25 protein-coding genes are annotated in these 26,946 nt (G+C 68.1%); 7 read left to right on the top strand and 18 right to left on the bottom strand.

Features of this window, described 5'->3' with window-relative positions; genetic code table 11:
• Positions 1-108: 108 nt before the first annotated feature.
• The 5 genes from FB381_RS05940 to FB381_RS05930 all read right to left on the bottom strand — a co-directional run bounded on the left by FB381_RS05940 (position 109) and on the right by FB381_RS05930 (position 5,379).
• The gene (locus FB381_RS05940) at positions 109-1,053 is read right to left on the bottom strand and encodes a glycosyltransferase family 2 protein (RefSeq protein WP_170225070.1); all 945 of its coding nucleotides are present in this window, start codon (positions 1,051-1,053) and stop codon (positions 109-111) included.
• Between the two features lie 25 nt (positions 1,054-1,078).
• Positions 1,079-2,230 (bottom strand): hypothetical protein, encoded by a 1,152-nt coding sequence (locus tag FB381_RS23825; protein ID WP_170225069.1) that lies wholly within the window; start codon positions 2,228-2,230, stop codon positions 1,079-1,081.
• Positions 2,231-2,308: 78 nt separating this feature from the next.
• Positions 2,309-2,479 carry a DUF5302 domain-containing protein gene (locus FB381_RS23820; RefSeq protein ID WP_170225068.1) on the bottom strand — a complete coding sequence of 57 codons (171 nt, stop codon included), beginning with the start codon at positions 2,477-2,479 and terminating at the stop codon, positions 2,309-2,311.
• A gap of 153 nt (positions 2,480-2,632) precedes the next feature.
• Positions 2,633-3,826, bottom strand: coding sequence for an acyl-CoA dehydrogenase family protein (locus FB381_RS05935; RefSeq protein ID WP_141779435.1), 1,194 nt, complete (start codon positions 3,824-3,826; stop codon positions 2,633-2,635).
• Positions 3,827-3,981: 155 nt separating this feature from the next.
• Complete coding sequence (locus FB381_RS05930) at positions 3,982-5,379, bottom strand: endonuclease/exonuclease/phosphatase family protein (RefSeq protein WP_141779434.1); 1,398 nt, start codon at positions 5,377-5,379, stop codon at positions 3,982-3,984.
• A gap of 225 nt (positions 5,380-5,604) precedes the next feature.
• Here FB381_RS05930 and FB381_RS05925 point away from each other — a divergent pair, with 225 nt between their 5' ends.
• From FB381_RS05925 to FB381_RS05905, 5 genes are all read left to right on the top strand, one after another.
• Positions 5,605-6,933: a magnesium transporter MgtE N-terminal domain-containing protein gene (locus FB381_RS05925; RefSeq protein WP_141779433.1), complete on the top strand. Its 1,329-nt coding sequence runs from the start codon at positions 5,605-5,607 to the stop codon at positions 6,931-6,933.
• A complete protein-coding gene (locus tag FB381_RS05920) occupies positions 6,926-7,474 on the top strand; it encodes a DUF1003 domain-containing protein (RefSeq protein ID WP_141779432.1) in 549 nt (182 codons plus the stop codon). The genes FB381_RS05925 and FB381_RS05920 overlap by 8 nt, the downstream gene beginning before the upstream one ends.
• A gap of 11 nt (positions 7,475-7,485) precedes the next feature.
• Positions 7,486-8,631 carry an Mrp/NBP35 family ATP-binding protein gene (locus FB381_RS05915; protein WP_141779431.1) on the top strand — a complete coding sequence of 382 codons (1,146 nt, stop codon included), beginning with the start codon at positions 7,486-7,488 and terminating at the stop codon, positions 8,629-8,631.
• A gap of 18 nt (positions 8,632-8,649) precedes the next feature.
• A complete protein-coding gene (locus FB381_RS05910; RefSeq protein WP_141779430.1) occupies positions 8,650-8,979 on the top strand; it encodes a sec-independent translocase in 330 nt (109 codons plus the stop codon).
• Between the two features lie 247 nt (positions 8,980-9,226).
• Positions 9,227-9,703, top strand: a complete 477-nt coding sequence (locus FB381_RS05905; RefSeq protein ID WP_141779429.1) for an Rv3235 family protein — start codon at positions 9,227-9,229, stop codon at positions 9,701-9,703.
• A 93-nt stretch (positions 9,704-9,796) separates the two neighbouring features.
• Here the strand turns inward: FB381_RS05905 and secA are convergent, their stop codons facing one another.
• From secA to FB381_RS05890, 3 genes are all read right to left on the bottom strand, one after another.
• Positions 9,797-12,760, bottom strand: a complete 2,964-nt coding sequence (gene secA / locus FB381_RS05900; RefSeq protein WP_141779428.1) for a preprotein translocase subunit SecA — start codon at positions 12,758-12,760, stop codon at positions 9,797-9,799.
• Between the two features lie 109 nt (positions 12,761-12,869).
• A complete protein-coding gene (locus FB381_RS05895; protein ID WP_141779427.1) occupies positions 12,870-14,093 on the bottom strand; it encodes a winged helix-turn-helix domain-containing protein in 1,224 nt (407 codons plus the stop codon).
• Positions 14,094-14,267: 174 nt separating this feature from the next.
• Positions 14,268-14,597, bottom strand: coding sequence for a nucleoside triphosphate pyrophosphohydrolase family protein (locus FB381_RS05890; RefSeq protein WP_141779426.1), 330 nt, complete (start codon positions 14,595-14,597; stop codon positions 14,268-14,270).
• A 158-nt stretch (positions 14,598-14,755) separates the two neighbouring features.
• Between FB381_RS05890 and FB381_RS05885 the strand changes: the two genes are divergently transcribed.
• Positions 14,756-15,046: a hypothetical protein gene (locus FB381_RS05885; RefSeq protein ID WP_211352332.1), complete on the top strand. Its 291-nt coding sequence runs from the start codon at positions 14,756-14,758 to the stop codon at positions 15,044-15,046.
• Between the two features lie 41 nt (positions 15,047-15,087).
• Here the strand turns inward: FB381_RS05885 and FB381_RS05880 are convergent, their stop codons facing one another.
• The 8 genes from FB381_RS05880 to ahcY form a co-directional block, all read right to left on the bottom strand.
• Positions 15,088-15,558, bottom strand: a complete 471-nt coding sequence (locus FB381_RS05880) for a hemerythrin domain-containing protein (protein ID WP_141779425.1) — start codon at positions 15,556-15,558, stop codon at positions 15,088-15,090.
• A gap of 119 nt (positions 15,559-15,677) precedes the next feature.
• Complete coding sequence (locus FB381_RS05875) at positions 15,678-16,358, bottom strand: response regulator (protein WP_211352331.1); 681 nt, start codon at positions 16,356-16,358, stop codon at positions 15,678-15,680.
• Between the two features lie 101 nt (positions 16,359-16,459).
• Positions 16,460-17,101, bottom strand: coding sequence for a ribosome hibernation-promoting factor, HPF/YfiA family (gene hpf, locus FB381_RS05870; protein WP_141779423.1), 642 nt, complete (start codon positions 17,099-17,101; stop codon positions 16,460-16,462).
• 377 nt (positions 17,102-17,478) lie between these two features.
• Complete coding sequence (locus FB381_RS05865) at positions 17,479-18,246, bottom strand: ComF family protein (protein ID WP_141779422.1); 768 nt, start codon at positions 18,244-18,246, stop codon at positions 17,479-17,481.
• An 80-nt stretch (positions 18,247-18,326) separates the two neighbouring features.
• Positions 18,327-20,045 carry an LpqB family beta-propeller domain-containing protein gene (locus FB381_RS05860; RefSeq protein ID WP_170225067.1) on the bottom strand — a complete coding sequence of 573 codons (1,719 nt, stop codon included), beginning with the start codon at positions 20,043-20,045 and terminating at the stop codon, positions 18,327-18,329.
• Complete coding sequence (mtrB, locus tag FB381_RS05855; protein WP_141779420.1) at positions 20,042-21,658, bottom strand: MtrAB system histidine kinase MtrB; 1,617 nt, start codon at positions 21,656-21,658, stop codon at positions 20,042-20,044. Before mtrB ends, FB381_RS05860 begins: the two co-directional genes overlap by 4 nt.
• Positions 21,655-22,362: an MtrAB system response regulator MtrA gene (gene mtrA, locus FB381_RS05850; RefSeq protein WP_141779419.1), complete on the bottom strand. Its 708-nt coding sequence runs from the start codon at positions 22,360-22,362 to the stop codon at positions 21,655-21,657. The genes mtrB and mtrA overlap by 4 nt, the downstream gene beginning before the upstream one ends.
• A 163-nt stretch (positions 22,363-22,525) precedes the next feature.
• Complete coding sequence (ahcY, locus tag FB381_RS05845) at positions 22,526-23,965, bottom strand: adenosylhomocysteinase (protein WP_141779418.1); 1,440 nt, start codon at positions 23,963-23,965, stop codon at positions 22,526-22,528.
• A 228-nt stretch (positions 23,966-24,193) separates the two neighbouring features.
• Between ahcY and FB381_RS05840 the strand changes: the two genes are divergently transcribed.
• Positions 24,194-24,913 (top strand): peptidoglycan recognition protein family protein, encoded by a 720-nt coding sequence (locus FB381_RS05840; RefSeq protein ID WP_170225066.1) that lies wholly within the window; start codon positions 24,194-24,196, stop codon positions 24,911-24,913.
• Between the two features lie 45 nt (positions 24,914-24,958).
• On the opposite strand, the gene FB381_RS05835 is transcribed toward FB381_RS05840, so the two are convergent.
• The gene (locus tag FB381_RS05835) at positions 24,959-25,918 is read right to left on the bottom strand and encodes a DUF808 domain-containing protein (RefSeq protein WP_141779416.1); all 960 of its coding nucleotides are present in this window, start codon (positions 25,916-25,918) and stop codon (positions 24,959-24,961) included.
• 128 nt (positions 25,919-26,046) lie between these two features.
• The gene (locus tag FB381_RS05830; protein ID WP_141779415.1) at positions 26,047-26,865 is read right to left on the bottom strand and encodes a substrate-binding periplasmic protein; all 819 of its coding nucleotides are present in this window, start codon (positions 26,863-26,865) and stop codon (positions 26,047-26,049) included.
• Positions 26,866-26,946 lie beyond the last annotated feature (81 nt).

The following is a 26,946-nucleotide window of genomic DNA, read 5'->3' as shown; positions in this document are numbered from 1 at the left end:
CTCTCGTCGGTGAGTCTGACGGTGTTGCTGTCCTAGGATTACCGAGCAGTAACCTAGCCCACCGCCGATGCTCAGCCTACGTCCGTCCCACGCACGTGGACGACGGGGTCACACCAGGCCGTGAAGACGCTCGGGGATGCGTACGAGCGGCTGGCGCTGCAGGTTGTCGATGTGGCCCTTGCCGACCGCACGATGCACGCCGTCCTCCTCGCGGACCAGGCCGGTGGGCACGATCGCCGCCGGGTCGAAGACCGGCACGTCGGCGCCGACCGATCGGGTCTGCCGGGTCAGCAGCGTGCCCAGGTCGTCGCCCGAGCGTCCCCACGAGCTGCCCCGGCCACGCCCGACCGTCCTGGCCAGCTCGTTGCGCAGGTCGGCCTGCCGCTGGAGGAGGTCGAGATCGGCGAACTTCATGTGGACCATGAACAGGCTCGGGTCGGGCCGATAGGCGGCCTTGATCCCGTGGGAGGCGCACGTCCACGGCGCCGGCACCCGCTTGATCGACGGCTTGCACATCAGCGGCGCGAACTTCGCGTAGGCCCGCTGGCCGAGGATCGGCTCGCCGGCGACCAGGGGCCCTTCGACCGCGGTGTGGTGGACGACGTTGAGCGCGTACGGAGCGAGCACGTCCTCGCTGCGACGCGCCAGGTAGTCGGGCAGACCGGCGTAGATCGCCGGGTCGGGGATCAAGAACTCGTCGACGTCGGTGAAGATCACCCAGTCGTAGACCCCCAGCAGGCCGCGCGCGACGCCGCTGGCCAGGCTCATCCGGCCGGCCTCGAAGTTGCCCTTCCGGAAACCCGGCAGGTGCTGCACCGAGATGGGGAGGCCGTCGGTGGAGCCGTCGCTGGAGCCGTCGTCGAAGACGAGCAGGTTGTCGTGGCCCACCTGGGCGGCGTAGTGGTCGACCCAGCGCGCGAGCATGTCGCCCTCGTCGCGAGTGATGGTGAGCACGGCGATCTGCGGTGGCTCACCACTGAGCTCACCGGCGCGTTCTGGATGCTGCGCATCGACGGGGTTGCGTCGACGACGCAACCCCCAGGTGCCTGACAATGAATCCCCCGTTGATGTTGCGGCCCTACGTACGGACCAGCTCCTCTCGCCGGACGGACCACTCCACGAGGCCGGCCAGGGCGGACACCGCACGTGCGGAGGCCTTACGGCCTGCCCCCGGGTCGATGACCTCGTCTGGGATGGTCGGGTCGGCGAGCTTCTTGTTGAGGTCGGAACGCAGCGCGGCGTAGGAAGCCACCGCAGCGTCTCGGACCTGGTCGTGCGTGACCTCGCGCGGGTCGATGCCACTGACATCCACCGGGGCGAGGTCGCCGAGGTCGCCGTGGACGGTCGCGTCCAGGCCACGCAGCTGGGCGTCCTGGTCACGGGTGAACGCACGGGTCCAGCGCGGCGCCGCGAGCCCGATGCGTGGGTCGTCGATGGTCAGCTTCGGCATCAGATGCTTGCCGAGCGTGTGCTTGCGCAGGCCCATCGCGGCCGGGTAGGCCAGGCCACGGTCGTTGAGCTCGGCGTTGAGCCCGCGCAGCACCTCGACGGTCGCGGTGCCGAGGGAGGTGTTGCGCGGCGGCGCGGACTTGAGGCCCTCGGGATCGAAGCCCATCGCCGCCCCGAAACGCTCGAGCAGGAGCAGCGGCGGGCTTCCCGGGGGCGGCACGGTGACGAGGTGGAGCGGGCCGGCCTGGGCCCAGCGTCGCGCGATGGAGACCATGTCCTGCTCGCTCCAGAAGCGCTTGCCCGGCTTGGTGCGGTGCCGCTCGGCGGCGCCGGGGCGGCTCTTCTTGACCGAGGAGAGGAACTCCGACCAGGTCCAGTCCGAGCCGTTCTGCACGAGCTCCTGCCACATCGAGGGGATCTGGCGGTTGATGTCACGCAGCGAGAGCACGATCTCGGGGGTCACCCCCGAGAAGCTCGACGCGACCCGATCGACCGTCCCCTGGCCGACCGGGGCCAGCAGCTCGACGGAGATCAGGGCGGTGCCGTCCCACTCGTCGACCTCGGCGACCAGCCGGTCCCAGGCACCGGCGACCGAGTCGCCCTGGGGATGCTTGCTGCGGCCCTTCACATCGAGGACGGCCTCGATCTGGTGACGCCAGCGGGTGCCGGGCACGAGGAACCCGCGCTCGGCCAGGAGGCCCTTGTTCTTGTAGAGGGCACCCTGCAAGTAAGTCGTTCCCGACTTCATCGCTCCGATGTGGAGCACTACCCGGCGTGCCAACTTCTCGATACCTCTCGACCAAAACCCGACCCGACACCCCATCGGGTCGGCGAAAATTCAGCTCAGCATATGGCCGAATCAGGACCCGCCGCCACCGGCCTTGCGACGGTGCATCTTCGGCGCACCACCGACGACCTCGGACCCGTGCGCCTTCTCCTTGGCGTCGGCGGCCTCGGCGTGCGTGTGCTCGTGGTCCTTCTTCTTCTCGAGGGCCTCGCGCATCTTCGCCTTGAGATCGTCGTTCGTCATCGTGTCCCCCTACGTAGCGGTGCTGGGCAACAACCAACCTACGCGACGGCGCCCGCCGTTTCCCCCGATTTCATGTCGCTGACGCAGCTGTGGGCGACGAAAGATCGCTTTCGTCGCCCACAGCCGCGGTTCGGGCCGGACCGGCCCTCTGGTTCAGCTCTTGTAGTCCTTGAGGAGGCTGCGCCCGATGATCATCTTCTGGATGTCGGAGGTGCCCTCACCGATCAGCATGAACTTGACCTCGCGCATGATCCGCTCGATCTCGTACTCCTTGGAGTAGCCGTAGCCGCCGTGGATGCGGAAGGAGTCCTCGACGACCTCGTTGGCGTACTCCGAGGCGACCATCTTGGCCATGCCGGCCTCGACGTCCATCCGCTTGCCGGTGTCCTTGAGGCGCGCGGCGCGGACCATCATGTTGTGGGAGACCTCGACCTTGGTGCCCATCTCGGCGAGACGGAACAGGATCGCCTGGTGGTCGGCGATCTTCTTGCCGAAGGTGTGACGCTGCTGGGAGTAGGCGATGCCGAGCTCGAAGCCGCGGATCGCGAGACCGCAGGCGCGGGCGGCGACGTTGACGCGGCCGACCTCGACACCGTCCATCATCTGGGAGAAGCCCTTGCCCGGGGCACCGCCGAGGATCTGGTCGGCCGAGATCTTGTGACCCTCGAAGATCATCTCGGTCGTGTCGATGCCCTTGTAGCCCATCTTGTCGATCTTGCCGGGCACCGTGACACCCTGCGCGGTCTCGCCGAAGCCGGGCTTCTTCTCGACCAGGAAGGTGGTCATGTTCTTGTAGACCGAGTCGGCACCCTCGTCGGTCTTGGTCAGCACCGCGACGAGCGTGGAGGAGCCACCGTTGGTCAGCCACATCTTCTGGCCGGTGATCTCGTAGGAGCCGTCGTCGAGCTTGGTCGCCTTCGTCGACACGGCACTCACGTCGGAGCCGAGGCCAGGCTCGGACATCGAGAAGGCGCCGCGCACCTCACCGGTGGCCATCTTGGGCAGGTAGTGCTGCTTCTGCTCCTCGGTGCCGTGCTTCATCAGCATGTAGGCGACGATGAAGTGGGTATTGATGACACCGGAGACCGACATCCAGCCGCGGGCGATCTCCTCGACGCACAGCGCGTACGTCAGCAGCGACTCACCCAGGCCGCCGTACTCCTCGGGGATCATCAGGCCGAAGATGCCGAGCTCCTTGAGGCCCTCGACGATCTCGGTCGGGTATTCGTCGGCGTGCTCCAGCTCCTGGGCCACCGGAATGACCTTCTCGTCCACGAACTGGCGGACGGTCTTCAGGATCTCTTCCTGGATGTCGGTGAGACCTTCGGTCTCGGCAAGGCGACCCATGCTCTTCTCCTACTCTCGGTGGTCGAGCCTGTCGGGACCACCATGACGTGTCACAGCGGCAGGTTACCAATCAGTAACCGGAAGCGCCCGGTGAGGAATCCCACACTGCCGCACGCGGCCCTGTGCGGAAAGACCTTAGCCCGCCCGCGCGGGTGCTAGCCCCGGCGCCCAGCGGCTGAACGGAACGGCCCGAGAAGCTTGTCGTACGTCGTGCTGCTGACGCTGAGATATCCGGACCGCTTGCCCGACCCTGCCAGGCCCGACATCTGGGTGCTGGTGCTGAAGCTGAAGCGCGGGGTGGCACCGGCCCGGCTGACCAGCAGCACCGAGGCCCGCAGGCCGGCCCGGTCATAGCCGGCCGGTCTCGTCACGGCCCAGCTCGCCTTGTCGACGTCCTTGCCGAGCACCCGCTGCAGCGACCGCATCTGGGAGGTCGTGGAGCGCTCTGCGGTGACGACCTGCACCCGAGCGCCGCGTGCCTTGGCCCGCTTGAGCGCCTTGACCACCCGAGCGTTGGTGAGCACACGGCTGGCCAGGTGGACGACCTCGCCGCGCCGGGCGCTGTTGACCGCCTTCAGGACCGTACGCAGCACGCTCTGCTCCTCGGCCCTGCTCATCCCCGGGTCGGTGACCACGACACCGCGCCCGAACCGGGCCCGGCTCGAGCCCGAGGTGGAGGCCAGCGGCAGCGGCGAGAAGTCGACGGCGAGCGCGTTGTGGTCGGACCTGAGCGCGATCGCGCGCTGGTTGCCGGTGGCGAAGCGGCCGATCCCGCGGGCCAGGACGTAGTCGATCGTCGAGTCGCGACCATGGGTCACCGGTGCCTTCTCAGTGACGTCGTAGCTTGCGACGAGATGCTTGGCGGAGAAGATCTTGCGGGGATAGCGCGAGCCGTCGTACTGCACGTTCAGGTCGCCGCCGACGAGCACCGGCCCCTTCTTGCCCAGCTTCTTGACCAGCGCGTTCAGCGCCCGCGCCGAGGGGCGGATGAGGTCACCGTAGCGCTTGGACTTCGGTGCGAAGTGGGCAGCGATCACCGAGACGTCGCGCCCGGTCGCCCGGTTCTCGAGAGTCACCCAGTTGGCGTACCTGATCCCCCAGTGCAGTCGCTGCCCGGGAGCCTTGCCTCGCTTGTTGCTGATCTGATGGACGCCCCGCGACTTCGCCGACCACTTCTTGCCGTCCCAGGCGACCGCCGTCGCGGCCTTGTAAGGGCTGCCGCCCTTGCGCCACACCTGGTAGCGCCCCGGCGCGAGCGCCCCGCCGCGGCGGCCGTTCACCTCGTTGTAGGTGATGAAGTCGGGCGACATCGAGACGACCTTCTTCACGTCCTTCTTGAACCTGCCCGTGGGCATGGCCGCCTTGATGTTGGCCTGGACCATCCGATATCTCGGCGGCGAATAGGCGACGGTCTCCAGGTCTGCGGTGGTGGTGCTCGTCGAGGCGCTCACCGCCACGAGCGCGCCGCCGGCCAGACCGAGGCAGAGACCTGTGGTGATCAGTGACGTGGCCAGCCGGCGCCCGAAGGAGATGACATGAGGGTGCGTACGCATCGGTTCAGGTCCCTTTCGCTGCGGAGGCGACCGGTCACACTGGCCACGTAATTCACTTTTGTAACACAGTCCCGAGCGGGATCGTCGCCTTCGAGGGCGCGGTTCGGATAGATCATCGATTCATGTTCCGCGCCTTCGTGTGAGCGTCGAAGCGTCGCGCTGGCACGCATGTCATAACGTTGGCCCGGTGAGCGAGCGACAGGGAGTGAACCGGGAGGTGGAGGCGTGAGCACCTCACCCAACCGCGTGTACGCGGCCCGCCTGGTCGGCCTGCCGATCTTCGACCCGCTCGGCGAGCAGGTCGGCAAGGTGCGTGACCTCGTCGTCACCGTCAGGTCCGACGCCCGGCAGCCACGCGTGCTGGGCCTGGTGGTCGAGGTCTTCGGGCGCCGACGCATCTTCGTGCCGATGACCCGGGTGACCAGCATCGACTCGGGGCAGGTCTACACCACCGGCCTGCTCAACATGCGCCGCTTCCAGCAGCGCTCGACGGAGACCCTGGTGATCGGCCAGATGTTCGACCGGCAGGTCACGATCCGGCCGACGGGCGTCGCCGGCACCGTCTACGACATCGGGATGGAGCAGGCGCGCAACCGCGACTGGCTGCTCTCCCGGGTGGCCGTCCAGGAGCCGGCCAAGGGCCTGCGCCGCCGCGGCCAGACGCACGTGGTCGAGTGGAACGACGCCGAGGGCCTCGCCCGCCGCTCCCCCACCCAGGCCGCGACCCACCTGGTCCAGGCGATCCACGACATGCGGCCCGCCGACGCCGCCACGATGATCCACGAACTGCCGCCCGAGCGGCAGCGCCAGGTCGTCACAGCGCTCGACGACGAGCGGCTGGCCGAGGTGCTCGAGGAGCTGCCCGAGGACGACCAGGTCGCCATCGTCGGTGCCCTCGACTCCGAGCGGGCCGCCGACGTGCTCGAGGAGATGTCTCCCGACGACGCGGCCGACCTCATCGCCGAGCTGCCCGAGGAGACTGCGACCCTCCTGCTCGACCTGATGCGTCCCGAGGACGCCAAGGACGTCATCCGGCTGATGTCCTACGAGGAGGACACGGCCGGCTCGATGATGACCCCCGAGCCGGTCATCGTCGGCCCGGACGCGACCATCGCCGACGCGCTCGCACTCGTGCGCAACCCCGACATCTCCTCCGCCGAGGCCGCCCTCGTCTACGTCTGCCGCCCACCGCTGGAGACGCCGACCGGCAAGTTCCTCGGTATCGCCCACATCCAGCGGCTGCTGCGCGAGCCACCGTCCACACTGGTCGCGGGTGCCCTCGACGACTCCCTGGAGCCGCTGCGCCCCGAAGACAGCACCGAGCAGGTGGCGGCTCACCTGGCGACGTACAACCTGGTGGCTGCGCCCGTCGTCGACGAGAACGGGCACCTGGCCGGCGCCGTCACCGTCGACGACCTGCTCGACCACCTGCTCCCGGAGAACTGGCGCGAGAACCTCGCGCGCCAGGAGTCACCCACCGAGCCTCGCCCGGACACACGGCCCGACACCCGGCCCAACAAGGTGATCGGGTCGGAAGGGGCTCGCCGTGGCTGAAGCACGTGGAGCGCGCGCCCGCCTCGACACTCCCCGCGAGCTGCGCAACCCCCTGGTCAAGCGGCCCACGTTCCGGGCCGACGCCTTCGGTTCCTTCGCCGAGGCGTTCGCCCGCTACATGGGCACCGCCCGGTTCATCGCCTGGATGACCCTGGTCGTGGTCGTCTGGGTCGGCTGGAACACGATCGCTCCGCTCACCTGGCGCTTCGACGAGTTCCCGTTCATCTTCCTGACCCTCGCACTGAGCCTGCAGGCCTCCTACGCGGCGCCCCTGATCCTGCTCGCGCAGAACCGTCAGGAGGACCGCGACCGGGTGATCGCCGAGCAGGACCGCAGGATCGCCTCGCAGTCCAAGGCCGACATGGAGTTCCTCGCCCGGGAGACCGCTTCGCTCCGGATGGCGCTCGGTGAGGTCGCCACCCGCGACTATCTCCGCTCCGAGCTCCGGCTCCTCCTCGAGGAGCTCGACGAGCGCGACCGCCACCGTGGATCGATCGACCAGCCATCGGGCGATGCTGGAGACTTCCCACGCACGTCGTAGGGTTGTTTCTTGTGAGTAGCCCGCTTCTCGACCGTGTCAACGCAGCTCTGGCGACCGTCCAGGACCCGGAGATCAAACGCCCCATCACCGAGCTCGGCATGGTCGACTCGGTCGCGATCGACGACGCCGGCGTCGTCAGCGTCAAGGTCCTGCTGACCGTCGCGGGCTGTCCGCTCAAGGACACGATCAACCGCGACACCACCTCGGCGCTTGAGTCGGTCGACGGCGTCACCGGCGTCAACCTCGAGCTCGGCGTGATGACCAACGAGCAGCGTACGGAGATGCGCGAGTCGCTCACCGGCGGTCAGGCGCAGCGGGAGATCCCGTTCGCCCAGCCGGGCTCGCTGACCAAGGTCTTCGCGATCGCGTCGGGCAAGGGCGGTGTCGGCAAGTCGTCGGTGACGGTCAACCTGGCCGTCGCGCTGGCCCAGCAGGGCCTCAAGGTCGGCATCGTCGACGCCGACATCTACGGCCACTCGGTGCCCGCGATGCTGGGTGTCGCCGACTCCCGGCCGACCCAGGTCGACGACCTGATCATGCCGGTGCCGACCGCGTCCGGCGTCTCGGTGATCTCGATCGGCATGCTCAAGCCGCGCCGTGACCAGGTGGTCGCCTGGCGCGGACCGATGCTCGACCGGGCCCTGGTCCAGATGCTCTCCGACGTCTACTGGGGCGACCTCGACGCGCTGCTCCTCGACCTGCCCCCGGGCACCGGCGACGTGGCGATCTCGCTCGGCCAGCACCTGCCCAACGCCGAGATCGTCGTGGTCACCACGCCGCAGGAGGCTGCCGCCGAGGTGGCCGAGCGGGCCGGCACGATGGCCGAGATGATGCACCAGCGCGTCGTCGGCGTCGTCGAGAACATGTCCTGGCTGGCGCTGCCCGACGGCACCAAGATGGAGGTCTTCGGCTCCGGCGGTGGCCAGCGCGTCGCCGACACGCTCTCCCAGCGCTTCGGCTCGAAGGTTCCGCTGCTGGCTCAGGTGCCGCTGGAGCAGACGCTGCGCGAGTCCGGCGACGCCGGCAAGCCGATCGTGGAGGCCGACCCGACTGCCGAGTCGGCCAAGGTGCTGGCCGAGGTGGCGCGTACGATCTCGGGCCGCGGACGCGGCCTCGCGGGCATGCAGCTGGGCCTCACGCCCACCTCCAAGCTGTGACCCTGTAGGTTCACCTCCGTGTTCGGCATCGGCTTCGGAGAGCTCGCGGTCATCGTCGTGATCGCCATCCTGGTCTTCGGACCGGACAAGATCCCTGAGATGGCGCGTCAGATCGCCCGCGTGCTCCACCAGGTGCGCAATATGGCCAACAACGCGCGCGACGACCTACGCGGCGAGCTCGGGCCCGCCTACCAGGACCTCGAGCTGCGCGACCTCGACCCCCGCCGCATCGTGAGCAAGCAGATCCAGGAGGCTCTCGCCGAGATCGAGCAGGAGGAGGCCGTTGCCAGGGCCCCGAAGCCCCTCCTGGCCGGTGAGATGCCGCCCTACGACGACCAGGCGACCTAGGACCCACCAGTCACTCGCGTCTCCTTTCGCCACACTGGAACCTTTTTGTTACCCGATGGTTTAGAAACCAAAAATCCGGGTAAGAGGAGGTCGACCGTGAAGAAAGGAGTTCGCTCCTATGAGCGCTCAACCGTCTCGGGAACCAGATCCCGCAAGAGAACCGGGCAGACCCCGGTCGCCTGGCAAAGCATCCGACCAGGCATCTGGCAAGGCATCTGACAAGGCATCCGACCAGGCACCGGAGCAGGTGCCGCTGGCCGATGTGCAGGGCACGTTCGCCTTCTACCTCCAGCCACGCCTCGAACCACCCCGTCCACCCGGCGAGGACTCGGGAGACGACGCCGTGGCGCCACCGATCCCCATCGCTCCCGCCGACCGGCTCGACTCCTGGGTGCCGAGGTTCGCCCAGATGGCAGCCGAGGTCGTCGGCGGCGACCGCCCGGCGAGCCAGCTCGTGCGGTGGACGACCAAGGACGTCTCCTCCGAGCTGAGGTACCGCGCCAGCCTCACGGCGCGCTCAGGAGCGTACGACCCGGGCACCGGCCGCAACCAGCCGCTCCGCCCACGAGTCCAGCGCTCGCACGTCTACAAGGTCTCCGACGACATCGGGGAGGCCAACGTGACGGTCCAGTTCGGCGACGGCTTCCGGGCCCTCGCGCTCCGCTTCGAGCGCAGAGGCGCCAACTGGATCTGCACGGTGCTCAACTTCGGGCTCTACGACTGACCCGCGGGCGGGCCGTCGGCCCGAGCACGACCAGAAGAGCGCTGCACGCACCTTGTGCGTGCAGCGCTCCACTGGTTGGTCGCTGAGGGATCCTCAGCCGTTGACGCGGGTGGTGAGGCCGGTCGGGCCGCCGGGGCGGCCGTGGCACTGCTTGAACTTCTTGCCGGAGCCGCAGGGGCAGGCCTCGTTGCGGCCGACCTTGGCGTACGGGTCGTCGGCGTTGGTGACGGTGTCGTTCTGCGCCTCGGCCTGGCCCTGCTCGTCGGGGCCGGAGAAGGCCAGGTGCTTGGGCGCGGTCGGCCGCTGCAGGCCCTTGGCGCGGATCTGCGGCGCGCCCGGGCTCGATGCCGGCGCACCGGCACCCTGGGCCTTCAACGCGGCGGAGATGTCGCCGAGGCCGCCGGCCTGACCGACGCCGACCGGCGGCTCGGCGAGCGCGCCTTCGTGCATCGGACCGGCGTGACGGGTGCCGTCGGGGTGGTAGTGGAACTCCGGCTCCTCTTGTTCGACCTGGACCTCCAGGTTGAACAGGTAGCCCACCGCGGCTTCCTTGATGCCGTCCATCATTGCGGTGAACATGTCGAAGCCCTCGCGCTGGTATTCCACCAGCGGGTCGCGCTGGGAGTAGGCCCGCAGCCCGATGCCCTCACGCAGGTAGTCCATCTCATAGAGGTGCTCGCGCCACTTGCGGTCGAGCACCGAGAGCACGACCTGGCGCTCCACCTCTCGCATGCCCTCGGCGCCGATCTCGGCCTCGCGAGCGTCGTAGGCTTCCTGGGCGTCCTTCTTGAGGACCTCGATGAGCTCCTGGCGGTCGAGGTCGTCCTTGTGACCACCGGCGTTCGCGATCAGCGTCTTCGGCTCGACCGAGACCGGCCACATCTGCTTGAGGTCGGTCCAGAGCTGGTCGAGGTCCCACTCCTCGGCGTAGTCCTGGGTCGCTCCGGTGACGACACCGGTGACGACGTCGTCGATGAACTCGCGGATCTGCTCCTCGAGGTCGGCGCCCTCGAGCACCTCGCGGCGCTCGGCGTAGATCACCTTGCGCTGCCGGTCCATCACGTCGTCGTACTTGAGGACGTTCTTGCGGGACTCGAAGTTCTGGCCCTCGACCTGGGTCTGCGCGTTGGCGATCGACTTGGTCACCGACTTGGCCTCGATCGGCACGTCGTCGGGGATCTTCAGCGTGGTCAGGATGCGGTCGACCCACTCGCCCTTGAACAGGCGCATCAGGTCGTCCTCCAGGGACAGGTAGAAGCGGGACTCGCCCGGGTCACCCTGACGGCCCGAACGACCGCGCAGCTGGTTGTCGATGCGTCGCGACTCGTGGCGCTCGGTGCCGAGGACGTAGAGACCACCCAGCTCGGTGACCTCCTCGTGCTCGGCGGCGACCTGCGCCTTGATCCGCTCGACGGTCGGCGCCCAGGCCTGCTCGTACGCCTCGGCGGTCTCCCCCGCAGGCTCGAGGCCCTGCTTGCGCAGCTCCTGGTCGGCGAGGAAGTCGACCGAACCACCGAGCATGATGTCGGTGCCTCGACCGGCCATGTTGGTGGCGACCGTGACCGCGCCCTTGTGGCCGGCCAGCGCGACGATCTTGGCCTCGTCGGCGTGGTACTTCGCGTTGAGGACGGTGTGCGGGACGCCGCGCTTCTTGAGGATGCTGCCGAGGTATTCGGACTTCTCCACCGAGACCGTGCCGACCAGCACCGGCTGGCCCTTCTTGTGGCGCTCGACGAGGTCGTCGGCGACGGCGTCGTACTTCGCCACCTCGGTGCGGTAGACGAGGTCGGCCTGGTCCTCGCGGATCATCGGCTTGTTGGTCGGGATCGGGACCACGCCGAGCTTGTAGATCTTGTCGAACTCCGACTCCTCGGTCATCGCCGTACCGGTCATGCCGGAGAGCTTCTCGTAGAGGCGGAAGTAGTTCTGCAGGGTAATGCTCGCCAGGGTCTGGTACTCCTCGCGGACCTTCACACCCTCCTTGGCCTCGATCGCCTGGTGGAGGCCGTCGTTGTAGCGGCGGCCGGCGAGCATGCGGCCTGTGTGCTCGTCGACGATCAGGACCTCGTCGCCTGTGACGACGTACTCCTTGTCGCGGCGGAAGAGCTCCTTGGCCTTGATCGAGTTGTTCATGAACGAGATCAGCGGCGTGTTGACGGCCTCGTAGAGGTTCTCGATGCCGAGGTGGTCCTCCACCTTGGTGATGCCGCGCTCGAGGACGGCGATCGTCCGCTTCTTCCGGTCGACCTCGTAGTCGGAACGTGCGACCTCGAGGTAGTTCTCCCGGCGGGTCGCGTCGGTCCAGCCGGTCACGTCGATGCCGTCCATGGTCGCGGCGATCGTGGAGAACTCGTCGTACCACTTCACGTCGTCCTCGGTCGGACCCGAGATGATCAGCGGCGTACGCGCCTCGTCGATCAGGATCGAGTCGACCTCGTCGACGATCGCGAAGAAGTGACCGCGCTGCACCAGCTCCTCCATCGAGGAGGCCATGTTGTCGCGCAGGTAGTCGAAGCCGAGCTCGTTGTTGGTGCCGTAGGTGATGTCGCAGTTGTAGGCCTCGCGGCGCTGCGCCGGGGTCATCTGCGGCAGGATCACGCCGACGGTGAGGCCGAGGAAGCCGAAGATGCGGCCCATCATCTCGGCCTGGAACTTGGCCAGGTAGTCGTTGACCGTGACCACGTGGACGCCCTTGCCGGCCAACGCGTTGAGGTAGGCCGGGAGCACCGCGGTCTGGGTCTTGCCCTCACCGGTCTTCATCTCGGCGATGTTGCCGAGGTGCAGCGCGGCGCCGCCCTGGATCTGGACGTCGTAGTGACGCTGGCCCAGGACCCGCTTGGTGACCTCGCGAACCGTGGCGAACGCCTCGGCCATGATGTCGTCGAGGTCTTCGCCCTTCTCCAGGCGTTGCTTGAACTCGTCGGTCATCGCGCGCAGCTCGTCATCGCTCATCGCGACGAAGTCGTCCTCGATCGCGTTGACGGCCTTTGAGATCGCCTCGAGCTCACGAAGGATCTTGCCTTCGCCGAGGCGAAGGATCTTGTCGAGAATTGCCACGGTGGCGGGCTCCTACTAGCTGCAGACTGGGTAGCACGGTCACTCTACCCACCTGGCGGTCGCCTGATCACACCACGACCGGCAACAACTCTGTCTCAACTTCTCCGGCTCAACCGATCACCGCGGCAGCGAGGGGTGCGGCCAGGTCTCCCTTGGGGTCGACCTCGATCGCGTCCATGCCCAGCCAGCCGGCGAGTCGCTCGAGCTCGGCGGCCAGCTCCTCGGGTGTCTCCGCGGGGGCACCGGGCTCGGCGTAGGCGCCCTTGACCTGGAGCGTTCCGCTCCTGCGGTCGGCCTTCAGGTCGACCCGGCCCACGATGTGCTCACCGAGGAGGAACGGGAGCACGTAGTAGCCGTGGATGCGCTTCGGTGCGGGGGTGTAGATCTCGATCCGGTAGAAGAAGTCGAAGAGGGCCTCGGTGCGCTCGCGCTCCCACACCAGCGGGTCGAACGGGCTCAGCAGCGCACGGGCGGTGATGCGGCGCGGGAGCCGCGACCCGGAGAAGAGGTACGCCTGCTTGCGGATGCCCTCGACCATGACCGGCTCGACCTCGCCGGCGTCGATGAGCTGGTTCAGCGCGTGCGTCGTGTCGTCCACACGCATCCGGAAGTAGTCGGCGACGTCCTTGGCGGTGCCGACCCCGTGGGACCTTGCGGCGCGGCGTACGAGCTCGAGGTGGGCCTCTTCCTTCGAGGGCGTCGGAGCATCGAGGTGGATCTGCGGGATGACGCGCTCAGGGAGGTCGTAGGAGACCTCGAACTGGTCGTTGCGGCCGGCGATGGCCAGCTCGCCGAACATGTAGAGGATGTCGAGGGTCTTGCGGGAGTCGGACCAGTTCCAGCCCCAGTGGTCCTTGGTCTGCGGGCCGGCGTCGTCGAGGTGCTTGGCCGCCTCACGGGCGGTCATCGCGCCCTGCTCGGCCACCAGCGCGAGCACCTTCTCCTTCATGCCCTCGGGCACGCTCCCCCACCACTTCGAACCCCTGGTCGCGCGGTAGTGGTCCATCCGCCACTGCATGTGCGGCCACAGCTCGACCGGCATGTAGGCCTGCACGTGGGCCCAGTACTCCACCATCCTGCGGTCTCGCCGCCCCTTGCTCGCCCGGTGCAACAGACCGGTGTCGTAGGCCCCCATCCGGCTGTAGAGCGGCATGTAGTGCGCCCGCTGCAAGACGTTGACACTGTCGACCTGCAGGACCCCGGTGCGCTCCAGGGTGCGCTGGAACGTACGCATCGTGGGGGCGGTGTGGGGCTTGTCCGCGAACCCCTGCGCCGCCAGCGCGATCCGGCGGGCCTGGGACGTGCTGAGCTTTTGAGAGTTGGGCGACTGCACGCCGCCGACTCTAGAGCCGATTCCGGACGATCGCCGTCCGCCTCTGCTCACTGGACGATATGCTCACCGGCCACCTGTCGGCCGGCGGCCACAAGGTCACGCTGTTTGGGGTGCGGCACGCTGGTCTCGGCGTGTCATGGTCATGGCCAGAACCGTTCGTGGCCTCCAACTCGCTCAGCGGTTGTCGCCGCGCCCACCGATCGCGCCGCGCGCCTGCCTGTCGGCGAGCTTCTTGATGTTGAGCTCAGCGATGTCGTCGAGCGGGAGCTCGAAGTGGTCGGCGAGAACCGCGACGTACCAAAGCGTGTCACCGAGCTCCTTGGCCAGGTCCTCCCGATCCCACTGCGCAAAGTCGCTGTCGCGGTCCCGGACGATCTTCTTCGCCTTCTCCGCGATCTCGCCCGTCTCCCCGACCAGACCGAGCAGCAGATGGAACACCTCGTTTTGCTTGTCCTTCGGCGCCGCGGTCCGCAACGCCGCTTGCTGGTAGGCGTTCATATCCATCGCGCGACCGTATCGCGCACCGCCCGACCTGGCGCGCAGAGAGTGGGCAAAGGTGGCCGCCAGAACACCAGCGGACGAGCCCATTTCGCCCACTTTCGGCGTGATAGGCGCATCCCAGGTGTAGCCACCCGGAGTTGGACCTCGTTTCCTCGCCCACCGTGGGTGAACGGTGGATCCTCGAGTCCGAGATCGCCGAGCTGAGCCTGACCGCGATGGCCCGTGGCCGGCACGCGGTCGAGCACGGCCGACTGCTCACCAAGACAGCGGCGATCGAGCAGGCCGACGCACCGGCCTGGCTATGTGACCGGCTCCGGGAGCGGCGCCGGGGTGACCTGGCGCCGCCCCCTCGGCTGCGTACGGCGTGGATCGCCTGGAACGACGCCCGCCGGACGGTCGCCTCGCTCCGCCACGAGACCGAAGGCGGCACGACCGCGGACGGGTGCTGCTGATCTGACTGACCGGTCAGTCAGATCAGCAGCCGGCCCTGGGCTCACAGCGGGCCGAAGACCTTGCCCACGTCCGCGTCCAGCTCGAGCGAGTCGAGCACGTTGAGCAGCTTGCGCTCCTCGAAGCGGAAATGGGACTCCATGATCGCGGCGATGCCCTCGAGGTGCTTCCCGAGAGCCTCGGCGGTGTCGGCCCGGCCGACCGCGGCCTCGAGGCCGCCGAGGAGGTGGCCGATCATGGAGTGGTCCTGCTCGAGCTGCCGGATCGTGTCACGCAGCTCGGGATGAGCGGCGGCGATCGCCGGGAAGAGCTCCCGGTCCTCGCCTTCGTGGTGACCCGTCAGGGCCGCGCAGAACCCGTGGCAGAACAGCAGCAGGTCACGGGCTGCCGGCTTGGCCGGGTCACCGGCGGCGATGGCCTCCTGCGTCACCCGCAGGGCCTTGCGCAGTCTCTCGTGCACGCTGCGCATCTCGTTGCTCCAGGCGATCAGCCTGGTCTTCTCGCCCTCAGTCACGCGAGGGCGAAGGGGACGACATCATCATGTCGATCTCCTTCGTGTCCGGCGCCTCCATGCCTGACACGGTCTGTCACCGGCACGCGACGCTGGCGGCGAGCCTAGCGGACCCGCCGGGGTCAGTCCACGTTGAGCAGCTTCTGGCGCACGGCGTACATGACCGCCTCCATGCGCGAGTGGGCCTGGAGCTTCTCCAGGATGTTGCGTACGTGGTTCTTGACCGTGTTCTCCGAGATGAACAGCCGCTTGGCGATCTCGCGGTTGTTGAGGCCCTTGGCGACCAGACCGAGCACCTCGAGCTCGCGGTCGGTGAGCTTGGGGCCGGGCACCGGGGAGCGGTCGGGAGCCGACATCTGCTTGAACTCCTCCATCAGCTTGACCGCCATGGCGGGGCTGATCAGGGACTGACCGTCGGCGACCACCCGGATCGCCTGCGCGACCTGGTCGATCGAGGAGTCCTTGAGGAGATAGCCCATCGCGCCGGCCTTGACCGCGTCGTAGAGATCGGCCTCCTCGTCGGAGACCGTCAGCATGATGATGTTGGCCGAGGGGACGGCCTCCTTGATGGCGACGCAGGCCTCCAGACCCGTCTGCTTCGGCATCCGTACGTCGAGCAGCACGACGTCGGGAGCGGCAGCTGCCGCGCGCTCGGTGCCCTCGATGCCGTTGGTCGCCTCACCGATGACCTCGATGCCGTCCTCGCTGGCGAGCAGCGCGACCAGACCGCGTCGGAAGAGCTCCTGGTCGTCGACGACCAAGACACGGATCGGCTCACGATCGGGACCAGAAGTAGATGACACGAATGCATCATGGCACGTATCCCCTGTATGGACAGGGAATGACCGGGACTCCCCCATCGAAAGGGATGGGGAAGTCCCGGCCGGCGTGGTTCAGGTCGACGTCAGACGAGATCCGTGCGGTCGAGCGCGATCACGCCGTAGTCGTATCCCTTCCTGCGGTAGACGACCGAGGGCCTCGTCGAGTCCTTGTCGACATAGAGGTAGAAGTCGTGCCCGACCAGCTCCATCTCGTAGAGCGCCTGGTCGAGCGTCATCGGCTCGGCGGCATGCGTCTTCTCGCGCACCACCAACGGCCCCTCCCCCGTCACCGTGATCGGGCCGACCTGGTGCTCGCGCACCGTGTCGTCCGCGTAGTCGTCGTTGTCCGACTCGGATGCCAGGCCGTCGGGCTCGATGCCCGCCAGCGCCTGCCCCACGGACACCGGCGTGCGACGGCCGCGGTGAACCCTGCGGCGGTCGGCAGCGCGGCGCATCTGGGAAGCCATCTTGTCAACGGCCAGGTCCAGCGCCCCCATCTTGTCTTCGGCACACGCCTCGGCCCGGACGACCGGGCCCTTCGAGTGTGCGGTCAGCTCGACGTGCACCGCGCCCTTGTGCTGGCGCGGGTTGGGCTCGTTGTCGACCTCCACGTTGATCCGGATGATGCGGTGGTCATGCTTCTCGAGCTTCGCGAGCTTCTCGGCTACGTGAGCGCGGTAGCGATCTGAGACCTCGGCGTTGCGGGCCGTGACGACAACTTCCATGGGTACCTCCCGGTGTCTTGGGGGATGGCGGAATCCCGGATGGTCAGCGCATGTGACCTCCGGGACAAGGAGTCCGCCTGGCCGACCTGGTCTTCGACCCCACAACCGCCTGCTGAGGCTTTGCGGCTTGGTGCCACTCCACCTTCTCCGTGCCGGCTCCCGTATCTGACGGGAAGACATGGGCAGGACTTACCTCTAAGCCGCACCGTGATCCCCTATCTCTAGGGTTACGTGGACCGCTTCGCCTGCGACTGGCATCGGCTTGCCGCTCGGATGCCCGCACTGCGGACTTCTCTGCGACGCAACCACGGACCCAGGCGGACTCCATGTAGTGACGGTAGTTCGCCGCCGTGCCCCAGGAAAGGGCTTCTCGAGAATTACATGATGGTTTCCTCGGTTTGAACGCGAGACCGACGTTGGGTGGCCGCTACGGTCGCGATGCCCTTCACACGGAGTCCGGCCGATTCCAGCGCTCGCTGAGCGTCCCGCGCCGTCGCACCGGTCGTGATCACGTCGTCGCACACGATGAATCCGGCTCGCGGAGTCGTTCGGGCGAGTGTCCGGATGCCGGACGCCGGGCAGGTGATCGAACCGTCGAGGTTGGCCTGCCGCTGCCTGAAGTCGAGCCCGGCCTGGTCCGCGACACCTGGCCTGGTGCGCAGCAGCCGATGATGGCGTACGCCGACCCCTTGCCGTCTCAGGAGCGCGGCCGCACCACGGGTGATCGCCGAGGTGCTGTCGAGCCCGCGCTCGCGGACGGAGGCCGGCCTCGACGGGACGGGCACGAGGATCGTGGTGGCGTCGGGGTCGCCACTGGGGTCACCGCCGGTCGCGACCATCGCCTCGAGCACCGACAGCGCGAGCAGGCCGGCCAGCGGCGTACGGAGCGCGAGGAGCTGATGCTCCTTGAGGCCGATGACCAGCTCCTTGAGCAGGCCCTCGTAGGGTCCGGCGGCGAAGACCGGGACGATGCCGGTCGGGGCCGGCGCCGGCGGCCGCGACCGGGCCTGGGTCGGTAGCGCCGCACGACATTCGCGGCAGAGCAGACGGCCGGGCCGCCGACAGCCGATGCAGCTGCCGCCGACGACCAGGTCGTGCCAGGCGTCGGCGAGCTCGAGGGCGCGGAGCCCGAGACGGTTCGTCATAGCCCGATTCGACCAGCGCGCCACCGGCCGGGCAACCAGGTGCGGCGAAGCTGTGGATAAGTCTGTGGACAGCTCGCGCGTCAGCCCTGGTAGGTGACGTCGGAGAGATCGGAGGGCAGGGCCAGGTCGAAGCGGTCGAGGGGGTCCAGGAGCGTCCAGCCGGAGATGGCGTAGAGCCGGGCGGAGAGCACCGGCGAGCCCACGACACCGGTGACCCGGTCGCTGAGCGTGTAGCGCTCCCCACTGGGGGCACCGTCGAGCGAGACCGACTGGAACAGCGCCGTCGAGCCGATCTGCTGCACCGCGACGATCGTGGTCGGGGAGGTCCAGGCGATGTCGGTGACGTGCATCGTCGCGGCGTCTGGGTGTGGCAGCAGGACCGCCGAGGTGGCGTTGGTGATCTCGCCCTTCGAGGTGGCCCGCAGCCGGCTCACGACGATGCGGTCAGGGGTGTCTCCACCGATCGCCGCGACGAGCCGGGTGCCGTCGCGCGAGACCAGGAACCGGGTCACGTTCTCCCCCGTCACGCCAGGCACCGCGACGCGCACGAGGCGGTCGCCGTCGACGTACATGACCCGGGCGCCGGTCGGTGACTTGTCGATCAGCCACAGTCGGCCGGCGAGGTCCCAGGTGGGCCGGAGCAGCCGGGTGCCGGTCACCGGAGCCGAGCTGAGGTCGGCGTCGCTGCTCAGCCCGCCGACGATGACGCCGGTGCGGTCGGCCGTGATCGCGGCGGCTCTCGAGGCGTCGGCGTCGACGGCCACGTCGGTCACCCCGTGGGAGCGTGACCAGCCACCGAGCACCGGCACCCACGGGTCGTCGTCCTCGCCGGTGCTGGTCACCAGCGCGCCACCGCGCAACGCATAGAGATCGACCCTGGCCGAGGTGCCGTTGGGGTCGTAGCCTCCGCCGTTCTGGACGCTGAAGGTCTCGCTCCAGCCCGGGATCACCACAGGCTCGCCGTCGATCGTGAGCCTGATGCTCCTCACACTGGTGTCCTGGCGCAGCGTCCAGGCCAGCTGGGCACCCATGAGCCGAAGCTCCTCGGTGTCGTGCTCGCCCAGGTCACCGGCCAGATCGACCTCGGCGACCCCGTCGCGTACGTTCACCGACCTCGGCTCCTCCGCGTTCGCCGGGAGGGCGCTGCGGATCACGCCCTGCTCCTCCTCCCCCGGGCCGCTGAGCAGGCTGGTGACCAGGGTGCTGGCGTAGGCCGAGCCCTTGGGCGCGAAGATCGGCTCGGGAACCAGGGTCTGCCCGGCCGGCTCGACGTAGTAGAGGTTGCTGCGCGCATAGTGAGCCAGGAACCAGTCCTCCTCGATCACCAGCGCGTCCGGGGCCGAACTGATCCGCCACTCGCCGTCGGTACGGGTCAGCCCGAAGTCGAGGATCGCCTGGGAGCTGGCCAGGGCTCCCCGCCACACACCACGGTCGTCGAGCCAGCCGGCGTCCTCGAGCTCGACCGAGACCCGCGGCGAGGAGCCGACGTGGGAGCCGAGCTCGCCGTAGACCAGCGTGCGACCCGACGGGGTCCACTTCAGCGCCGCCTCCTTGGTGAGGTAGCGGCGGGCGAAGGACGTGCTCATCGGGGTCGCCTTCATCGCGTCGAGGAAGCCGTCGACGATCTCGCCCGGGGACGCGCCCGCGCGCGGAGCGCCCGGGTTGTAGGGGATGACCTCGTCCTGCGAGTCCGGTGCGGCCAGGTCGACGCGCTTGACCGGGCCCGAGTCGGGAACGCTCGAGCAGGCCGAGGCGAAGAGCGCGACCACGGTCAGGATCGCGGCGAGCGCGGATCTCACGGTGCCCCCAAGGTGTCTCGGGCGTCTACGGGTACGAGCGGGAGCGGGCTGTGGCGCAGCGCCACCCCGGCATGACGCGGCAAGGTCAGGCGGAACTGCGCACCCTGGTCGGGGCGCCCCCATGCCTGCAGCCAGCCGCCGTGGAGATGCGCGTCCTCGAGCGAGATCGACAGGCCGAGGCCGGTGCCGCCGCTCGAGCGGTCGCGGGCGGGGTCTGCCCGCCAGAACCGGTTGAAGACCAGAGCGGTCTCCCCGGGCGCGAGCCCGACACCGTGGTCGCGCACCGTGAGCGCGGCGGCATGGTCGTCGCTGTCGACACTGACCGTGACGCTCTGGCCGACGAGAGCGTGGTCGGTGGCGTTGGCGACCAGGTTGCGCACGATCCGCTCGACCCGTCGGTGATCGACCTGCGCGACGCACGGATGGCTCGGGGCGATGACCGTCAGCTCGATGTCGCGCTTCTCGGCCAGCGGCGTGTAGGCCTCCACGACGGCATGGGCCAGGGCGGTCAGATCGGTGTCGTAGAGGTCGAGCACGGCAGCTCCGGCGTCGAAGCGACTGATCTCGAGCAGGTCGCTCAGGAGCGTCTCGAACCGGTCGAGCTCGGTCTGCAGCAGCTCGGCGGCCCGAGCCGTCGGCGCGTCGAAGGTCTCGCGGGCCTCGTGGAGGACGTCACTGGCCATGCGCACGGTGGTGAGCGGCGTACGCAGCTCGTGGGAGACGTCGGAGCTGAACCGTCGCTGGATGCGGGAGAGATGCTCGAGCTGGCGGATCTGGTTCTGCAGGCCGCTGGCCATCTGGTTGAAGGAGAGCGCCAGGCCGGTGAGGTCGTCCTCCCCGTGCACGACCATCCGCTCCTCGAGGCGACCCGCGGCGAGGCGCTCAGCGGTGCGGCGCGCGATGCGGATCGGGGTCACGACATGGCGGGTCACGACCCAGCTGCCGAAGCCGATCAGCAGGATCAGGATCGCGCCGGCGGCCAGCAGCCCGCGGGTGATCACGCCGAGCGTCTCCTGCTCCTGATCCATCGGGAAGAGGAAGTAGATGTTGTACGTGTCGTCGTGCAGCTCCAGCTGCGACCCGATCACGATGCCGGGCGTGGAGGACCGCTCGCCGTCGTCGTAGGCGATGCGGGTGTAGGTCCAGGCGGGCTCGGCCCGGATCGACTGGAACCGGTCCTCGAGGTCACGAGGGACGCTGCGTACGTCGAGGCCGGGTGTCCACTCGACGCCGTTGTCGCTGATCCGCCCCGACCTGGGCGTGACCGGCCCGGCCATCACCACCCCGTAGCCGCGCGAGACGCTGCGCTGGATGATCGGGTCACCCAGGTCGTTGCGCTGCAGAGGGGTGCCGCCGTTGGCGCCGGAGGTGTCGACGATGCTCGTCCGGGCCGCGCTCAGCTCCTCGGCTGCCTCCCCCTTCGCGGCCGCGACGCGGTCCTCGACCATCTGGTCGCCGATCTGCTCCAGGAGGATCAGCCCGACCAGGCTCACCGCGCCCGCGGTGAGCAGCACGGTGTAGACGACCACGCGCGTCTGGATCGACCGGCGCCAGGTCGTGAGGAGTCGTTTCGGTGTCCGGCGTACGCCGCGGACGACCTGCTCGAGCGTCACACGGGCCCTGCCTTGTAGCCGACGCCGCGCACGGTGACGACGATCTCGGGGTTCTCCGGGTCGTGCTCGACCTTCGAGCGCAGCCGCTGCACGTGCACGTTGACCAGCCTGGTGTCGGCGGCGTGACGGTAGCCCCACACCTGCTCGAGCAGCACCTCGCGGGAGAAGACCTGGTGAGGCTTGCGGGCGAGGCACTCGAGCAGGTCGAACTCCAACGGCGTGAGCTGGATCTGCTCACCCGCACGCACGACCTGGTGGCCGGCGACGTCGATGGTCAGGTCGCCGATCTCCAGCACCTCGGGCAACGCGTCGTCGTGCCTGCGCACCCGGGCCCGGATCCTGGCGATCAGCTCCTTGGGCTTGAACGGCTTGACGACGTAGTCGTCGGCACCGGACTCCAGACCGACGACCACGTCGACCGTGTCGCCCTTCGCCGTGAGCATCACGATCGGCACGCCGGACTCCTTGCGGATCTGCTTGCACACCTCGATGCCGTCCATCCCGGGGAGCATCAGGTCGAGCAGCACGACGTCGGGCTTGTAGTCCTGGAACGCGTTGAACGCCAGGTCACCACGGGTGACGAGCCTCGACTCGAAGCCTTCTTGGCGCAGCACGATCGCGAGCATCTCGCTCAGCGAGGCGTCGTCGTCGACGACGAGGACCTTTCCCTTGGCGGGCTGGTCGGAAGTGCTGCGATCGGCCATACGTCCGATTCTGTCACCAGTGGTGTTCGACACGTCACACAAGCCCACCCACAACCGGCGAGTCGGCTCGTTCTGACCCGATCCCCCGCCGAGTCGGCGCGTTAGAACGCGCCGACTCGGCGGGGTTTTCGGTCAGGACGAGCCGACTCGGCTGGGGTTGGGCTCAGTAGCGGTAGTGGTCCGACTTGTAAGGACCCTCGACCGGGACACCGAGGTAGTCGGCCTGGGCCTGGTTGAGCTCGGTGAGCTCGACGCCGATGGCGTCGAGGTGGAGGCGGGCCACCTCCTCGTCGAGGTGCTTGGGCAGCACGTAGACGCCGATCGGGTACTCGTCCGTCTTGGTGAAGAGCTCGATCTGGGCCAGCGTCTGGTTGGTGAACGAGTTCGACATCACGAAGCTCGGGTGACCGGTGGCGTTGCCCAGGTTGAGCAGGCGGCCCTCGGAGAGCACGATGACCTTCTTGCCGTCCTCAAAGATCCACTGGTGGACCTGCGGCTTGATCTCGTCCTTGACGATGCCCGGGATCTTCGAGAGACCGGCGATGTCGATCTCGTTGTCGAAGTGACCGATGTTGCCGACGATTGCCTGGTTCTTCATCTTCTCGAAGTGCTCGACCCGGATGATGTCGAAGTTGCCCGTCGTGGTGATGAAGATGTCGGCGTACTCGACGACCGACTCGAGCTTGCGCACCTCGTAGCCGTCCATCGCGGCCTGCAGCGCGCAGATCGGGTCGATCTCGGTGATGATGACGCGAGCGCCCTGGCCGCGCAGCGACTCCGCCGAGCCCTTGCCGACGTCACCGTAGCCGCACACGACCGCGACCTTGCCGCCGATCATCACGTCGGTGGCGCGGTTGATGCCGTCGACGAGCGAGTGGCGGCAGCCGTACTTGTTGTCGAACTTCGACTTGGTGACCGAGTCGTTGACGTTGATCGCCGGGAAGAGGAGCGAGCCCTCCTTGAACCGGTCGTAGAGGCGGAGCACACCGGTGGTGGTCTCCTCCGTGACGCCCTTGATGCCGTTGGCGATGTTGGTCCAGTGCTGCGGGTCGTTCTTCAGCGAGCGGTCGAGGACCCGGAGGACCTCCTTGAACTCCTCGTTGTCGGTGGAGTCCTGGCCCGGCACCGAGCCGGCCTTCTCGAACTCGACGCCCTTGTGGACGAGCAGCGTGATGTCACCGCCGTCGTCGAGCAGCATGTTGGGGCCGACCTTGTTGCCGGCCTCGTCGGTGAAGTCGAAGACCTTCTCGGCCTCGTCCCAGTACTCCGCCAGCGTCTCGCCCTTCCAGGCGAAGACCGGGGTGCCGTTGGGCGCCTCGGGGGTGCCGGTGCCGACGACGACGGCCGCGGCGGCGTGGTCCTGGGTGGAGAAGATGTTGCAGGTGGCCCAGCGGACGTCGGCGCCCAGCGCGGTCAGCGTCTCGATGAGGACACCGGTCTGGATCGTCATGTGCAGCGAGCCGGCGATGCGGGCGCCCTTGAGCGGCTTGTCCTTGCCATAGCGCTCGCGCATGGCCATCAGGCCCGGCATCTCGTGCTCGGCGAGGGAGAGCTCCTTGCGGCCGAACTCGGCCAGGCTCAGGTCGGCAACCTTGTAGTCCATGGTTTTTCCTTACCGAAGTATTGCGAGCCTGCGTCGCGCATCTGCGCACCAGCGGGATCTCCCACGCAGGTTGCGTTCAGCGTACAAGCCGAAGTTGGCGGGAGAGTTAATCCTCAGTGGATCCGCAGAGCTGCAAACCAACGCATTGCCGAATTACGACTCTTCGCAGCCATGAGCCCAGCAAGTAGCGTGCTTCTCCACCCGTGCCCCCACCACGTGAGGACAGCCATGACCTATCGGCGACTGCCCGACAACCTGCCCGCGATCTTGCGCAACCACGGGATCGAGGTCATCGAGATCCCGGGCTGGCGCACCCGTGGCCGGCCGGCGTCGACGGGCGAGTTCAAACCGGTCGGCGTCCTGTGCCACCACACCGGGAGCTACGACCGCCTCGGCGACACCGCCGACGACACCGCGTACGCCGAATGGCTGGCGAAGGAGGGGCGCGCCGACCTTCCCGCTCCCCTGGCCCACCTCGCGCTCTCCCGTGGCGGGGTCGTCTTCGTGCTCGCCAGCGGACGGGCCAACCACGCCGGCCGGGCGAAGTCGTCGGGCACGGTCGCCGCCGGCGACGGCAACGCGCTCTACATCGGCATCGAGGCGATGAACGACGGGAAGCAGGGCTGGGACACCCGGCAGTACCAGACCTACGCCAAGCTCTGCGCCGTGCTGTCGCTGAAGGTGACCCACAACAGTGTGCGCACCGTGCGCGGCCACAAGGAGACCAGCACCACGGGCAAGTGGGACCCGGGCCGGATCGACATGAACGCCTTCCGCGAGCTGACGCTGAAGAAGATGAACCAGATCAGGGCCGAGGCATCCTTCGCCGAGCGCGCGCGGATCAGGATGGGCGGGCTGACCCGCTCCGTGCGCGATGCCTTCGGGCGTCTCGGCACCCGCCGGGCCACCTCGCCGGGCGAGGAGCTGGAGAGCGAACCCACGAGCTGAGCCCTGACGGGCCGGCCAGGCTCAGTACTCGGCTCGGTGCTCGGGTCAGTGCTTCTTGCCGAACGGCAGCAGGTGGAGCACGCCGACGACGATCGCGCCGACGATGAGACCGACCACCGCGGAGAAGAAGGTGTTGACCACCCAGCCGGCGGCCGCGCCGACCGGACCGAGCGCGTGCGCGACCTTCTCCTCGATGTGGTGGACTGTCTCGTAGGGCCAGGGCCAGCCGGGGTGGCCGGCGGCGAGGCCGTTGATGTCGTGCAGGCCGACCAGGATCAGGTGTCCGCCGACCCAGAGCATCGCGATCGTGCCGACGACCGAGATCACCGCGAGCACCTTCGGCATGGCCGCGACCATGCTCCGGCCCAGTCGCTGGGCGAAGGCACCCGAACGCTGGGCGAGCGCCAGGCCGGCATCGTCCATCTTCACGATCAGCGCGACGACGCCGTAGACGGCGATGGTGATCAGGATGGCGACCGCCACCAGGGCGCCGAACCTCATCCAGAAGCCCTGGTCGATGACCTCGTTGAGCGCGATCACCATGATCTCGGTGGAGAGGATCAGGTCGGTGCGTACAGCGCCGGAGATCATGGTCTTCTCGGACTCGGGCCCCTCCTCGACGACGGGCTTGTCGGCGGTCGCGTCGTGCGGCCGGACCCACTCGAGCACCTTCTCCACGCCCTCGAAGGCGAGGAAGCCGCCGCCGAGCATCAGGATCGGGGTGATCGCCCACGGCGCCCACTGCGCGAGGATCAGAGCCACCGGCAAGATGATCAGCAGCTTGTTGCGCAGCGACCCGATGGCGATCTTCTTGATGATCGGCACCTCGCGCTCGGCGGCGATGCCCTGGACGTACTGCGGAGTCACCGCGGTGTCGTCGATGACGACGCCCGCCGCCTTCGCTGATGCCTTGCCCGCCGCGGCACCGACGTCGTCGACCGATGCGGCAGCGAGCTTGGCGATGGCGGCAACGTCATCGAGGAGCGCGAAGAGTCCGGCGCTCATGCCGGCCCCTCCGTCGCGAACGGAGAAGAATACGGAGGCGCCGGCCTGAGGTCTGCTGTCGCTCGCTGTCGCTCGCTCATGCTCGGAACCTTAGCGGCTCATGTAGGGCCGAGTGATCTTGCGGGGCCCTACTCGACGCCCTGCTCGCGGAACAGCTCCGAGAGCGGATACTCGCGGAAGTACTCCGTCTTGATCCGCAGCCAGGTGCCGTCGATGATCATGTCGTCCAACGCGCTGTTGGCCTGGTCCTTGAGCCCGTCGCCCTTGCGGAAGACGAAACCGATCGGCGCCTTGTCGGACGGGTAGACGATCCGCTCCTCCATCGGGATCGGAGCGTGCTTGATCAGACCGTCGGTGAACGGGGCGTCGTAGAAGAAGGAGTCGGCCTTGCCTTCGGCGACGGCCTTCAGCGCGGCGGGCTCGTTCTTCCGCGACACGATCTCGGCCTTGGGGAACTGCGCCTTGAGGATGCTCTCCTGCGCGGTGCCGGCCACTATCGCCACCCGGGTGCCGTTGATGTCCTTGAGCTTCTTGATCGGCGAGTCCTTCGGGGTGGTGAAGGACAGGTAGGTCACGAAGTAGGGGTGCGAGAAGTCGTAGGCCTTCTGACGCTCTTCGGTCACGCTCACCTGCGAGGCGATCATGTCGATGTCGCCCTTGTCGAGCGCGGAGAACAGGTCGGCGAAGTCCATCGGGACGAACTCCGGCTTGATGCCGACGGTCTTGGCGACCTCGAGCCCCATCTCGTAGTCGAACCCCTTGGCCGATGACCCCTGGCGGTAGTAGACCGGCGCGCTGTCGAGGACGCCGATCCGCAGCTTCCCGTCATCGGCGGCGCTGCTGCGCTTGGCGCTCGACGGGCTTCCCGGCTCGACGGTGTTCGAGACCACGACCAAGATCACCAGAAGGGTGACCGCACCCGCGAGGATGAACTTCAGGGATTTCATACGACGTCCTGGTTGGGGGAGTTCGGACTGCGCCGCGGCGCTGACCTGGGATGATCCGGGCCAGTCAGGCATCGTAGGCCA

The sequence above is a fragment of the Nocardioides albertanoniae genome, from assembly GCF_006716315.1.
GTDB lineage: Bacteria > Actinomycetota > Actinomycetes > Propionibacteriales > Nocardioidaceae > Nocardioides > Nocardioides albertanoniae.
This window is presented reverse-complemented; position numbering and strand designations above follow the sequence as displayed.

Bases quoted from the DNA above. Each gene is read 5' to 3' on its own strand.
- FB381_RS23820 (WP_170225068.1), bottom strand. From the start codon at position 2,479: ATGACGAACGACGATCTCAAGGCGAAGATGCGCGAGGCCCTCGAGAAG.
- FB381_RS05935 (WP_141779435.1), bottom strand. From the start codon at position 3,826: ATGGGTCGCCTTGCCGAGACCGAAGGTCTCACCGACATCCAGGAAGAG.
- FB381_RS05930 (WP_141779434.1), bottom strand. From the start codon at position 5,379: ATGCGTACGCACCCTCATGTCATCTCCTTCGGGCGCCGGCTGGCCACG.
- FB381_RS05890 (WP_141779426.1), bottom strand. From the start codon at position 14,597: ATGGATATGAACGCCTACCAGCAAGCGGCGTTGCGGACCGCGGCGCCG.
- hpf (WP_141779423.1), bottom strand. From the start codon at position 17,101: ATGGAAGTTGTCGTCACGGCCCGCAACGCCGAGGTCTCAGATCGCTAC.
- FB381_RS05865 (WP_141779422.1), bottom strand. From the start codon at position 18,246: ATGACGAACCGTCTCGGGCTCCGCGCCCTCGAGCTCGCCGACGCCTGG.
- mtrA (WP_141779419.1), bottom strand. From the start codon at position 22,362: ATGGCCGATCGCAGCACTTCCGACCAGCCCGCCAAGGGAAAGGTCCTC.
- ahcY (WP_141779418.1), bottom strand. From the start codon at position 23,965: ATGGACTACAAGGTTGCCGACCTGAGCCTGGCCGAGTTCGGCCGCAAG.
- FB381_RS05840 (WP_170225066.1), top strand. From the start codon at position 24,194: ATGACCTATCGGCGACTGCCCGACAACCTGCCCGCGATCTTGCGCAAC.
- FB381_RS05835 (WP_141779416.1), bottom strand. From the start codon at position 25,918: ATGAGCGCCGGACTCTTCGCGCTCCTCGATGACGTTGCCGCCATCGCC.
- FB381_RS05830 (WP_141779415.1), bottom strand. From the start codon at position 26,865: ATGAAATCCCTGAAGTTCATCCTCGCGGGTGCGGTCACCCTTCTGGTG.